The sequence below is a fragment of the Pseudomonas sp. NPDC087615 genome, from assembly GCF_044743445.1.
GTDB lineage: Bacteria > Pseudomonadota > Gammaproteobacteria > Pseudomonadales > Pseudomonadaceae > Aquipseudomonas > Aquipseudomonas baetica_A.
In genome coordinates this window covers 63,025-75,022 of record NZ_JBIUWM010000028.1, presented here as the reverse complement: position 1 = coordinate 75,022, position 11,998 = coordinate 63,025, and the positions used below count along the sequence as shown (strand labels likewise).

General features: G+C 54.7%; 10 protein-coding genes and 1 pseudogene. 9 read left to right on the top strand and 2 right to left on the bottom strand.

Annotated features, from left to right (window positions below):
• A pseudogene (locus tag ACIOU6_RS15825) lies at positions 1-87 on the top strand (hypothetical protein); the annotation flags it as partial.
• 106 nt (positions 88-193) lie between these two features.
• Positions 194-1,201 (top strand): RNA polymerase sigma factor RpoS, encoded by a 1,008-nt coding sequence (gene rpoS / locus ACIOU6_RS15820; protein WP_221732467.1) that lies wholly within the window; start codon positions 194-196, stop codon positions 1,199-1,201.
• Between the two features lie 488 nt (positions 1,202-1,689).
• On the opposite strand, the gene fdxA is transcribed toward rpoS, so the two are convergent.
• Together fdxA and mutS are read right to left on the bottom strand one after the other, a co-directional pair.
• Entirely contained in the window at positions 1,690-2,013 is a 324-nt protein-coding gene (gene fdxA / locus ACIOU6_RS15815) for a ferredoxin FdxA (RefSeq protein ID WP_201195485.1), read from the bottom strand.
• A gap of 163 nt (positions 2,014-2,176) precedes the next feature.
• Positions 2,177-4,747: a DNA mismatch repair protein MutS gene (gene mutS / locus ACIOU6_RS15810; RefSeq protein ID WP_401137708.1), complete on the bottom strand. Its 2,571-nt coding sequence runs from the start codon at positions 4,745-4,747 to the stop codon at positions 2,177-2,179.
• A 370-nt stretch (positions 4,748-5,117) separates the two neighbouring features.
• Here mutS and ACIOU6_RS15805 point away from each other — a divergent pair, with 370 nt between their 5' ends.
• Genes ACIOU6_RS15805 through ACIOU6_RS15775 form a run of 7 tightly spaced genes read left to right on the top strand, consistent with a single transcriptional unit; the run spans position 5,118 to position 11,956 of the window.
• Positions 5,118-6,143 carry a glycosyltransferase gene (locus ACIOU6_RS15805; protein WP_401137697.1) on the top strand — a complete coding sequence of 342 codons (1,026 nt, stop codon included), beginning with the start codon at positions 5,118-5,120 and terminating at the stop codon, positions 6,141-6,143.
• On the top strand, positions 6,143-7,297 hold the full coding sequence (locus tag ACIOU6_RS15800; protein ID WP_401137705.1) for an NAD(P)/FAD-dependent oxidoreductase: 1,155 nt from the start codon (positions 6,143-6,145) through the stop codon (positions 7,295-7,297). The genes ACIOU6_RS15805 and ACIOU6_RS15800 overlap by 1 nt, the downstream gene beginning before the upstream one ends.
• The gene (locus ACIOU6_RS15795) at positions 7,298-8,092 is read left to right on the top strand and encodes a pyridine nucleotide transhydrogenase (protein WP_401137695.1); all 795 of its coding nucleotides are present in this window, start codon (positions 7,298-7,300) and stop codon (positions 8,090-8,092) included.
• The gene (locus ACIOU6_RS15790) at positions 8,089-8,910 is read left to right on the top strand and encodes a sugar phosphate isomerase/epimerase family protein (protein WP_401137692.1); all 822 of its coding nucleotides are present in this window, start codon (positions 8,089-8,091) and stop codon (positions 8,908-8,910) included. The genes ACIOU6_RS15795 and ACIOU6_RS15790 overlap by 4 nt, the downstream gene beginning before the upstream one ends.
• Positions 8,907-9,266, top strand: coding sequence for a multidrug transporter (locus tag ACIOU6_RS15785; protein WP_401137690.1), 360 nt, complete (start codon positions 8,907-8,909; stop codon positions 9,264-9,266). Before ACIOU6_RS15790 ends, ACIOU6_RS15785 begins: the two co-directional genes overlap by 4 nt.
• Before the next feature lie 11 nt (positions 9,267-9,277).
• A complete protein-coding gene (locus ACIOU6_RS15780) occupies positions 9,278-10,093 on the top strand; it encodes a glycosyltransferase family 2 protein (RefSeq protein WP_401137688.1) in 816 nt (271 codons plus the stop codon).
• A gap of 24 nt (positions 10,094-10,117) precedes the next feature.
• A complete protein-coding gene (locus tag ACIOU6_RS15775; RefSeq protein ID WP_401137685.1) occupies positions 10,118-11,956 on the top strand; it encodes a hypothetical protein in 1,839 nt (612 codons plus the stop codon).
• Positions 11,957-11,998 lie beyond the last annotated feature (42 nt).

The following is an 11,998-nucleotide window of genomic DNA, read 5'->3' as shown; positions in this document are numbered from 1 at the left end:
ACGGGTACAGACCGGGTGAATCTGCATTTTGAGATTCGCCGACATGGTAATCCTGTAGATCCGCTGCAGTTCCTGCCAAGACGTTGATTTGTAAGCCAGCCTGTTCCGTCGCGTAGAGGGGACAGGCTCCAGCGCTGCCAAGGATAAAGGCGTCGCTTGAGCTTGGGGTCGAACTCACCAAAGGACTATAACAATGGCTCTCAGTAAAGAAGTGCCGGAGTTTGACATCGACGATGAGGTTCTCCTTATGGAAACCGTCATTGATTCGGATTCGATGTCGAATGATGAAGGGGCTGCTCCACCTTCCGTTCGTTCCAAATCCAAACACTCCGCTTCACTTAAACAACACAAGTACATCGACTACACGCGGGCACTCGATGCCACGCAGTTGTATCTCAACGAAATCGGCTTTTCCCCATTGCTCTCCCCGGAGGAAGAAGTTCATTTTGCGCGCTTGTCGCAAAGTGGCGATCCGGCCGGGCGTAAGCGCATGATTGAAAGTAACCTGCGGCTGGTGGTCAAAATCGCCCGGCGTTACGTCAATCGGGGGCTGTCACTGCTGGATCTGATCGAAGAGGGCAACCTCGGGCTCATCCGGGCGGTGGAAAAGTTCGATCCCGAGCGCGGCTTCCGCTTCTCGACCTACGCGACCTGGTGGATTCGTCAGACCATCGAGCGCGCAATCATGAATCAGACCCGGACCATCCGGTTACCGATTCACGTGGTCAAGGAACTCAATGTGTACCTGCGGGCTGCGCGGGAGCTGACGCAAAAACTCGATCACGAACCCTCACCCGAAGAAATCGCCAACCTGCTGGAAAAACCGGTAGGTGAGGTCAAGCGTATGCTGGGCCTGAATGAACGGGTTTCTTCGGTCGACGTCTCGCTGGGTCCGGATTCGGATAAAACCCTGCTCGACACCCTCACTGATGATCGTCCAACCGATCCATGCGAACTGCTGCAGGATGACGACCTGTCACAGAGCATCGATCAGTGGCTGTCTGAGTTGACCGACAAGCAGCGTGAGGTGGTCATTCGCCGCTTCGGCCTGCGCGGCCACGAAAGCAGCACGCTGGAAGATGTAGGCCTGGAGATCGGCCTGACCCGGGAGCGTGTCAGGCAAATTCAGGTGGAAGGCCTCAAACGCCTTCGCGAAATCCTTGAAAAGAACGGTCTGTCGAGCGAATCGCTGTTCCAGTAAGCCACTCAATAGACCGCCCGCGAAAAGCCCCGACTGGTTCGGGGCTTTTTGTTTTGTGGATTAACACGGGGCTACTCGGCTCGATGTAGTCTCCTGTTGTAAGTCATTTCTTACTGTTTCGTAAGTGTTCGCTATTTTTACACGGCAGAAGAAGTCGATTTAGCGAGCCTGTGTTTTTTAACTTCATGATTAATAAGGTTATTTTCTAGTATGAAGTGCTTGTGACAGCCCGTTTCAGCGTCCAGAGGCAATTGCTCTTGGCAGGGAACTCTTTAGTATCTGGGTTGTGTCGACGGACAGACACGCCCTTCAAGGATGAGGGGAACGGACATCGCAGGAAGCGATTCATCAGGACGATGAAAAGGAACACAGGGAATAGGGAAAAAATGTGGGCGGGTCAAACCGCCCCTTTTTTTTGCCTGTAAAAAGGCAAACCCCGGAAAAGCAAAAAGGCCCGCAAGGGGCCTTTTTATCGAGCGCGTGACAGATCAGCGTTCGAGGTCTTTGATCTTGCCTTTGACGCCATCCCACTCTTCGGCATCCGGCATCGATTCTTTCTTCTCGGTGATGTTCGGCCAGATTTCAGCCAAGTCAACGTTCAGTTGAATGAACTCCTGCATCTCTTCCGGAACTTCGTCCTCGGAGAAAATGGCCACGGCCGGGCATTCTGGTTCGCACAGAGCGCAGTCGATGCACTCGTCCGGGTGAATCACCAGGAAGTTCGGGCCTTCGTAAAAGCAGTCCACCGGACACACTTCTACGCAGTCGGTGTACTTGCACTTGATGCAGTTGTCGGTGACGACGAAGGTCATTTCTAATTTTCTCCTCAGGCGGCGGCAGCGTTGCCCCTTCACGGTAGGGGGCGCCAGGTTCGGGAGCGATGTCTGCCAGCCAGGCTATTAGCCAGCAGCATCCCAAACCGCGCGAGATTCTACCAGCTTGAAGCCGTTTGCGTTATATCCGCTTCTTTAGTGCTTAGATCCGGTTCTTCAGTGCATATAACATTTCGAGCGCCCGACGCGGGGTCAGGTCATCCAGATCCAGTTTAGCCAACTCATCCAGTACCGGATGCGGCAGGCTGGCGAACATGTCACTTTGCTGTGGCGTCGCCGGTTTGCCCTTGGCCGCAGGTTTCGGCGCTTCATGTGGCAAAGCCGTGTCTTCCAGGCGGCTCAAATGTTCACGGGCACGTACGATCACTTCGCCTGGCACGCCGGCCAGTTGTGCAACCGCCAAGCCATAGCTCTGGCTGGCAGGTCCAGGCAGGACGTGGTGCAGGAACACGATGCGTTCGTTGTGCTCGGTGGCGTTGAGATGCACATTCGCTACCAGTGGCTCAGCCTCCGGCAAAACGGTCAGTTCGAAATAGTGCGTAGCGAACAATGTATAGGCGCGTAGATGCGCCAAACGCTCGGCCGCCGCCCACGCCAGCGACAGACCGTCGAAGGTGCTGGTGCCGCGACCGACTTCGTCCATCAGCACCAGGCTGCGCTCGGTGGCGTTATGCAAGATGTTGGCGGTTTCGCTCATTTCCACCATGAAGGTCGAACGGCCACCGGCCAGGTCATCACTCGAACCGATCCGGGTGAAGATCCGGTCGACCAGTGACAATTCGCAGCTGGCTGCCGGTACGAAGCTGCCGATATGCGCCAGCAGCACGATCAATGCGGTTTGGCGCATGTAGGTGGATTTACCGCCCATGTTCGGGCCAGTGATCACCAGCATGCGCGTGTTGTCATCCAGGCTCAGATCGTTGGCCACGAACGGCGTGGTCAGCACTTGCTCGACCACCGGGTGACGACCCTGAGTGATGCGCATGCATGGCTCGCTGACGAAACGCGGGCAGTTCAGGTCGAGGTTCAGCGCACGTTCGGCGAGGTTGCTCAGCACGTCCAGTTCGGCTAGCGCACCGGCGGTGTCCTGCAACGGGGGCAACTGGCTGATCAGATCTTCCAGCAGCGCTTCGTAGAGCATCTTTTCGCGGGCCAGGGCACGGCTCTTGGCCGACAGCGCCTTGTCTTCGAACTCTTTCAGTTCCGGCGTGATGAAGCGTTCGGCGCCCTTGAGTGTCTGGCGGCGAATGTAGTCCGCCGGGGCCGATTCTGCCTGTTTGCTCGGCAACTCGATGAAGTAGCCGTGAATGCGGTTGTAGCCGACTTTCAGGTGGGAAAGACCGGTGCGGGCTTTCTCCCGCGCTTCCAGATCGATCAGGAACTGGCCGGCGTTTTCACTCAACGACTGCAGTTCGTCGAGTTCGTTGTCGTAACCGGTTTTCAATACGCCGCCGTCACGGATCACCGCAGGCGGGTTGTCGATAATGGCTTTTTCCAGCAGCGCCGCCAGTTCCGGGTAGGTGCTGGTGGTGGTGGCCAGACGTTGCAAGTGCGGCGCTTCCAGATCGGTCATTGCCACTTGCAGTTGCGGCAGTGCGCCGAGGGCATCACGCAGCCGCGCGAGGTCACGTGGACGGGCATTGCGCAGACCGATCCGCGCAAGAATGCGCTCGATGTCGCCGATTTCCTTGAGCTGCGGTTGCAGCTTTTCGAAGCGGTAACCGTCGAGCAGGCAGGTGATCGAGGTCTGGCGCGCCAGCAATACAGTCAGATCGCGCAGCGGACGGTTCAACCAACGGGTCAGCAGGCGGCTGCCCATGGCGGTCTGGCAACGATCGACTACCGATTGCAGGGTGTTGTCGCGACCACCGGCCAGGTTGGTGTCGAGTTCCAGGTTGCGGCGGCTGGCGCCGTCCAGCACCACGGTGTCATCCAGGCGTTCGTGACGCAGGCTGCGCAGATGGGGCAGGGCGGTGCGTTGGGTTTCCTTGGCGTAGGCCAGCAGGCAACCGGCAGCACCGATGGCCAGGGTCAGGTTTTCGCAGCCGAAGCCTTTCAGGTCCTGGGTGGAGAATTGCTGGCAGAGACTTTTCAGCGCCGAGTCTCGCTCGAAATCCCACGGCGCACGGCGACGCACGCCACGGCGTTTTTCCGCCGGCAGATCTTTCGGCCAATCGTCCGGGATCAACAGCTCAACCGGGTTGACCCGCTCCAGTTCCGCCAGCAGGTTCTCCCAGCCTTTGATCTCCAGCACGGTGAAGTTGCCACTGGTGATGTCCAGCACGGCCAGGCCGAACAAACGCTCGTCACCCAATACCGCCGCGATCAGGTTGTCGCGGCGCTCATCGAGCAGCGCCTCGTCGCTGACCGTGCCCGGGGTGATGATCCGCACCACCTGACGTTCTACCGGGCCTTTACTGGTGGCCGGGTCGCCAACCTGCTCGCAGATCACCACTGACTCGCCGAGCTTGACCAGCTTCGCTAGGTACCCTTCCGCCGCATGGTAAGGAATCCCACACATCGGAATTGCCTGCCCCGCCGACTGCCCGCGCGCGGTCAGGGTGATGTCGAGCAACTTGGCGGCCTTCTTCGCGTCTTCGTAGAAGATCTCGTAGAAGTCGCCCATGCGATAGAACATCAGCTGATCCGGGTGCTGGTTCTTCAGGCGCCAGTATTGCTGCATCATCGGGGTGTGGGAGGACAGGTCGGAAATTGCTTTATTCATCAGTATGTCAGGCGAATTCTTCAAAGTGGCTGGGCAAGAATAGAGCTTTTCAGCGTCCGTCTTCAGAGCGGATCCTGTCAGGCAGGGGGGGATTTTCCCCCTGAGTCGTCCACGATGTCTACCACCGTGCTTGCCGGCCAGGGTTTTCGACGCTCACGGTTAACTTGTGGATTGCTCTAACAATGTGGAGGCAATCGATCAGAAGAAGGGTAAAAGGTTAAATAATAGAACTCAAACAACTGCGGGGGGTCGATACAACAGTAATGGCCTGGAAGGTAGAGAACGTCGTTAGTACTGAATCATTGAGCCACTGTGCAAGGTGTCTTTTTTCTTTCTTGGACATCAAAGTGAATAGTCAATGGATTTTTACCCTTGTTTTCTATCGGTGGTCTGCATCGTCCGTAATCAATCACAGTCGATTGAGCAACTGCTGAAAGAAGTCACGTCGGTCATCGGGCCAACTGTCAGTGATTACGAATTGATTATTGTGGACAACGCGTCCGAAGACGACACGATCGCAATTTTGAAACGTCTTACTGGCGAGCAGGGACTGGCTAACCTCCAGGTGTACGCGTTGACCAAAGAGGTCGATGCAGATGCTGCCGCCTGGGTAGGCATGGAGAGTGCGCTCGGAGATTTCGTCGCGGTCATCGATCCGCTGGCGGACGATATTCGTTTTCTACCGAAAATGCTTGATGAAGCCGTCCGCGGCGCTGACGTTGTCTTCGCCAACAACCAGCAGATACCGGTTCAGACCTGGCCCTATCGTGCGGCGTCCAGCCTGTTTAATACGCTATATAGCCGCTTCAATGGAGTCCATCTTGCCAAAGAGGCGCCCTCTTATCGAATTCTCAGCAAGACAGTGATCAACTTCATTCTGCAGCATCCGCAGCCGACGATTTCTTACCGTCATCTGCCGGCTACCGGTGGTTTCGCCCGTGTGTATCTTGACTGCAGTGCCACCCCAAAATCCTGCCCGAAGAAAAGACTTGGCGACAGCATTGATCGAGGAATGCGTCTACTGTTATCAACGACTCAGGCGCCAATGCGTATGGTGACGGGGTTGTCGATCTTCGGCGCAATCGCGAACCTGGTCTATGGCATCTATGTGACGATCATCGCTCTGTTGAAAACCGATGTGGCGCCAGGTTGGGTCAGTCTTTCTCTGCAGCAGTCGGGCATGTTTTTCCTGATCTCCCTGGTATTGCTGGTGCTGGGTGAATACATCCTGAACATGGTCAGCCTATCGAACGAAGGACCGCGCTACCACGTGGCTCAGGAGTTCACCAGCGCGCGAATGACCCGGCTTGAAAAACTCAATATCGAGGAAGTAACCGACAGGACGGGCAAACCTGTGGTGCCTGCAAGTAAGTGGACTTCTTGATGGGAAGCTGTCAGCCCGACGTTGATGCGGTGGTGATTGGCGGAGGATTCTATGGGGCAGCCATTGCTGTCTATCTGGCCAAGACGCGAAATCTCAAACGGGTGACGCTGATTGAAAAAGAGGCGCGTCTGATGAGTCGCGCCTCGTACAACAATCAGGCACGAGTGCATAACGGCTTTCACTACCCGCGCAGTTTCACGACGGCTTATCGCAGTCGCATCAACTTGCCCAGATTCGTCCAGGATTGGCCGATGGCGGTCAAGACCGACTTCACCAAGCTGTATGCCATTGCACGTCGCAACTCAAAGTGTACGGCGGGGCAGTTCGAGCGTTTCTGCCGCGAAATCGGTGGGGCGATCGAGCCGGCGGCGCCGGCATTGCGAGCGCTGTTTGACCCAGGCTTGATCGAAGGCGTGTTTGTCGTTGAAGAACACGCTTTCGATTCCGTGAAGCTAGCGGGATGGGCCGAACGAGAGCTTGCCGAAAGTGGCGTGTCGATTCGATACGGAACCTGCGTGAAGGCTGTGTCGCGAACCCAAGATTGTCTGAAGGTGACGTTGGTTCGGCCAGATGGCATACCCGAGCAGATCAATAGCCGCTATGTCTTCAATTGCACGTACAGCGGTCTGAATCAGCTTGAAGGCGACTTTCCCGGTGTCAGTGTCGGATTGAAGCAGGAGATCACTGAGATGGCGCTGATGCAGATGCCGCCGGCCTTGAGTAATCTGGGGGTCACGGTGATGGATGGGCCTTTTTTCTCGATGATGCCATTCCCGGCTCGTGGCCTGCATACACTCTCCCATGTCCGTTACACCCCCCACTCACACTGGCAGGATCGGCAGGGCATCGACCCGTATCGCAAGCTGGCAGAGTATGACCGTGTCTCTCGCGTCGACCGAATGGTCCGCGATGTCAGTCGCTATATGCCGGCGGTACGTCAAGCGCGCTATGTGGAATCGCTGTTCGAAGTCAAAACCGTGCTGGTCAAAAACGAAGTTGACGATGGTCGCCCGATTCTGTTCGAACAACATAGCGCATTACCCGGCTGTTATTCGGTGCTGGGTGGCAAGATCGATAATGTTTACGACGTTCTGGAGCGGCTCGATTCGTTGACATTTGTTCCCGGCGAGCCTCAGAACATACAGGAGCGGTAAATGAGTAACGCACTGATAGGATATTCCGGATTTGTTGGCGCAACGCTGCTTAAACAGGCGCCATTTCAATCCCTCTATCGTTCCGTCAATATCGCTGATATCGAAGGTCAGACTTTCGATACCGTGGTGTGTGCTGGCGCACCGGCACAGAAATGGATCGCCAACAGTGAGCCCGAGGCTGATCGTCTGAAAATCGAAGGCCTGATTGCTCATTTGAAGACAATCAAGTGCCGTCGCTTCATTCTTATCAGCACTGTCGACGTGTTCAAGGCACCGGTGGGTGTTGACGAAGATTCGCAGGTCGACGAGCAAGGTTTGCACGCCTACGGCCTGCATCGTCGCTTGTTGGAGAAGTTCGTACAGGAACATTTTTCCGAGCACCTGATCGTTCGTCTGCCTGGTCTGGTCGGACCGGGCCTGCGCAAGAATGTCATTTACGACTTCCTGAATGACAACAACCTGCAGGCCATTGATAGCCGTGGGGTGTTTCAGTTCTATCCGATGGTCAATCTCTGGCCGGACATTCAATTGGCAGTCAAGGGCGGCTTGAAGCTGGTGCATTTGACGGCTGCGCCCATCAGCGTGGGGGCAATCGCCGGGGACGGCTTTGGGCGGCCATTCGACATCGTTCTGGATAAAACCGTCGGTTTCTATGACATGCAAACCCGGTACGCGGAGGTTTTTGGCGCCGCTGGGCGCTATCAGTATGACCAGCGTGCGACGTGCCTGGCGGTCAGGGCGTATGCCCAATCCGAGCCTGTCAAAGCCAATGCAGAGGCGGTTGCGACGTCATGAGACTGGCTATTTCCAATATCGCCTGGGATGTTGCTGAAGACGCGATTGTGGCGCAACTGCTGCAGGATTACGGCATTGATGCGATTGATATTGCACCCAGCAAGTACTTTCCTGCTGTCGGTCAGTCAACGGATCTGGACATCGCGAGGGTCAAGGACTGGTGGGCGCAGCGCGGTATCGAAATCACGGGCATGCAGTCACTGCTGTTTGGCACCACTGGATTGAACGTGTTTGGCGACCAGCAGACCCAGAGTGCCTTGTTGCAGCACCTGACTGATGTCTGCCGAGTGGCGGGGCGTTTGGGGGCGACACGTCTGGTATTCGGATCGCCGAAGAATCGTGACCGCAGTGGTCTGACCGATCAGCAAGCGCTGGAGGCGGCTACGCTGTTTTTCGGTCAGTTGGGTGATATCGCACTAGCGAACGGTGTATTCATCTGCCTCGAGCCGAATCCGACCTGCTATGGCGCCAACTTCATGACGACCAGTGCTGAAACCGCAAAAGTCGTTCGGCACACCGCGCATCCGGCGATTCGTATGCAACTGGACACCGGAGCCTTGGCCATCAACGGAGAAAATCCGCTGACGATGCTGGAAGACTGCTCCTCACTGATCGGGCACATTCACGCGAGTGAGCCAAACCTTGTCCCGCTGGGCGATGGCCCGACGAATCACACGAGCATGAGTGCCGCTGTCCGGCATTATCTGCCGGAACATGTGGTGTCCGTAGAAATGGTCGCCACTGCCGGTGAGCCGCACGCGGTCTCCATCGAGCGTGCCCTGGTCAAGGCGATTGCGCATTATCGAGGGCAAGCATGATGAAGTGGATGATCCTGCTTCTGGGCATTCTGTCCAACGCGTCAGCCAGCGTTTTGATCAAGATTGCCATGACTGCCCCACGTCGCTTCCCGTCCCTCACTGACCCGCTGAGTGCTTTGAGCAATTGGCCGTTCTGGCTGGGGCTTGGTTTGTACGGGGCGGCCTTTCTGTTATATGCCGCCGCGCTCGCGCGCCTGCCGCTGAATGTCGCGCACCCGGTGCTGACCGCCGGGGCCGTGGCGGCGGTAGCAATGTCGTCAGTGTTGATTTTTCGTGAGCCCTTCCACTGGACTACCGGGGTAGGGATTTTATTGGTAATTGCCGGCGTGGCGCTGATTACGGCGCGCGTGGCGTGATGGAACATAAAATGACATCTTCCCCGATTGATCCTGCCGCGCGCATCAGTTGGCAAGTGCCAGCCTTCGATACTCCACTGTGGCTGGGCCGTCAGCACGATTTCTGTGTGGTCATTCCGTTGATCAACGAGGGTGAAAGGATCAAGAGTCTGCTGGCCAGAATGGCGGCCTGCAACATCGCATCCCATGCCGATATCATCATTGTCGACGGCGGCAGTACCGATGGCTCCCTGGCGCTGGATGCCCTGCAACAGGTCGGTGTCCGGGGCCTGCTGGTCAAGACTGGCCCCGGCAAGCTCAGTGCACAATTGCGCTGCGCCTATTCGTTCGTTCTCGATCAGGGCTACGAGGGGATCGTGACCATCGATGGCAACGACAAGGACGATCCTGACGCAATTCCACGCTTCATTGAGGCGCTGAAACAGGGCGTCGACTTTGTTCAGGCATCGCGTTTTGTTTCTGGCGGTATTGCAGAAAACACGCCGCTTATGCGCGACTTCGCGATCCGCTTCATCCATGCGCCATTACTCAGCCTGACTTCAGGTTTTAAATGGACTGATACTACCCAAGGTTTTCGCGCCTACAGCAGAAAATTGTTGCTTGATCCCCAAGTGTCGATCTTCCGCGAGGTTTTCATGACTTACGAATTATTGGCTTATTTATCTTATCGTGCACCAAAACTGGGATATCGCTGCGTGGAACTGCCCACGGTTCGACGTTATCCAAAAGGTGAAGTGCCTACCAAAATCAGCTCTTTCAAGGGAAATTTTTCGGTGCTGGAAATATTGTTCAGGGCATGCAGGGGCGGATTAAATCCGAACGAGTGACAGTCTTTCTGAAAGGGAAACGGCGTGGATACACCGTTTTTAAAGATATTTCAAGTTACATGGAAGGTGCAGGTGTTAAACGTACTGGCAATTTATTCGATTTTTTTAGGGTTGGCGTCGCTCGCCTCTAGAGTGTTCTCTTCAAAGTACCGGTCTGAGTATCCGGTTGGACTGATGCTCGCAATGGTTCTGCTGTATGTGTTTGGCTGCATACAGCAACTTGAACTTGGCGTGAAAGTAGTGGTTTTTGCCGCAATCGTTGGCGGTGGGCTTGGCATCTGGTCACTGTTTACCGGTAAGCAACACCGATATTCGATATTGCGTCAGGGGGGTGAACTGGCGATTCTTTTTGCGCTGGCGCTGGTTTTCTCCTGGGGCGCAGAATATTGGGTTTGGGATGAGTTTTCGCATTGGGGGGCTGAGGCGGAATTTTTGGCAATCAATCACAATTTGCCCACTGACAAGGAAATTCTGGAATTTCCAAATTATATTCCCGGTATAACGTTGTTGAGGTATTTTACCGAGTTTTTTTTGGCCGGGAGCGGTATAAGTTCATTCTATCTGGTGACTTGGCTCTTCAGTCTTTCTGCTATTTATTGCGTTTCCTACTCCGAGTTTCGCGGCAAATGGCTGACCACCGTTGTGATTGTGTTCTTCACCTATCTGGCGTTCTTCCAGTCACTTACATTGACGCTGTTGATCGACCCTTTGCAGTCACTTGTTTTTCTGATGGCATTACGCTTTTCACTGAAAAACGAAAATGACAGTTTTAAAATCATGCTGTTGGCAGTTATTAGTGTGGTGCTGCTCAAGCATGTAGGACTGATCCTCGGCATGCTTGTTCTGATGTACTACGTGGGCATGCGCCGTTTTGCTGATGGGGTTACGCTCAAGGCGCTGCTGCCCCGTTCGCTGATGATCCTGGTGGCGGTGTTGGCGACGTTTCTATCGTGGGAAGCTTATGTCGCAGCTTACGGGTTGAAAAACGCTTTTGCTGGTCCTTCGATAATGTTCAAGGGGCCAGGTATTATCGAGAATTTTTCCATCGGCTTGCGTCATGTAATGACGAATTTTTTTCCAAATGCTCCGCTCTTGCCTGTGGCCTACGAACTACCATTCCTGTCTGCCGGTATCCATTTGTGGTTGTTCATCTGTATCGCGACCTGTGCTGCAATAGCACTCACTTATAATCGATACTGCGATAGAAAGGGGTTTTTCCTGACGTTTGGGTTTTTGTTGTCAAGCTCTGCTCTGTATATACTGTTCTTGTCGTATGTCGCTATTACCTCTGGTTGGTTTAGTGATGTTTATTCATTCGGCAGGTACTTCATGGTCGTGTTTTTCGCGGCCTTTCTTCTTCAGTACTTTGCTGCCAGGGATGGGCTCTCCATTGTTCGTTGCACACTGATTGCAGTACTTATGATTGGCGCCGCCAGCGTGACGGCTCCACCGTTGAACATGTTTTTTGTTAGCGAAAAGAGAGCGTCAGTACCTCTTAATGAGGAATACAGAATCAAGGCAGATGTGCTAAAAAAACATGCCGCCAGGAATGCACGCATTATGTATGTGGATGGTAAGGATTCTATCTTCGGATTCTTTATGTTTAGATTGAAAACCTTGCCAATGCGCTATGCGCCCTATAAATTCTTCGTCAATGCCAATGGCGTTGCCAGTCCTGAAGAGACTGAACAGTTCAAGGATTTCATGTGCACATTCGATTTTGTATATGCAGACGGTGCTCCCGATGATTTCTGGAAGCGCAACGGGCATCTGTTTGATGTGACAGGTGGCCATGTCTATAAAATCAATCAAGGCCAGAGCGGCCAGAAGGGCGACTGCGCCGCCGTATTGCTGGAACGTTAACCAGTAACGGCGCTTTGTCTTTTCAGCAATGTACTCGATAAA

Coding starts and splice junctions, on each gene's coding strand:
- ACIOU6_RS15780 (WP_401137688.1), top strand. CDS start 9,278: ATGACATCTTCCCCGATTGATCCTGCCGCGCGCATCAGTTGGCAAGTG.
- rpoS (WP_221732467.1), top strand. CDS start 194: ATGGCTCTCAGTAAAGAAGTGCCGGAGTTTGACATCGACGATGAGGTT.
- ACIOU6_RS15795 (WP_401137695.1), top strand. CDS start 7,298: ATGAGTAACGCACTGATAGGATATTCCGGATTTGTTGGCGCAACGCTG.
- ACIOU6_RS15790 (WP_401137692.1), top strand. CDS start 8,089: ATGAGACTGGCTATTTCCAATATCGCCTGGGATGTTGCTGAAGACGCG.
- ACIOU6_RS15805 (WP_401137697.1), top strand. CDS start 5,118: ATGGATTTTTACCCTTGTTTTCTATCGGTGGTCTGCATCGTCCGTAAT.
- ACIOU6_RS15800 (WP_401137705.1), top strand. CDS start 6,143: ATGGGAAGCTGTCAGCCCGACGTTGATGCGGTGGTGATTGGCGGAGGA.
- ACIOU6_RS15785 (WP_401137690.1), top strand. CDS start 8,907: ATGATGAAGTGGATGATCCTGCTTCTGGGCATTCTGTCCAACGCGTCA.
- fdxA (WP_201195485.1), bottom strand. CDS start 2,013: ATGACCTTCGTCGTCACCGACAACTGCATCAAGTGCAAGTACACCGAC.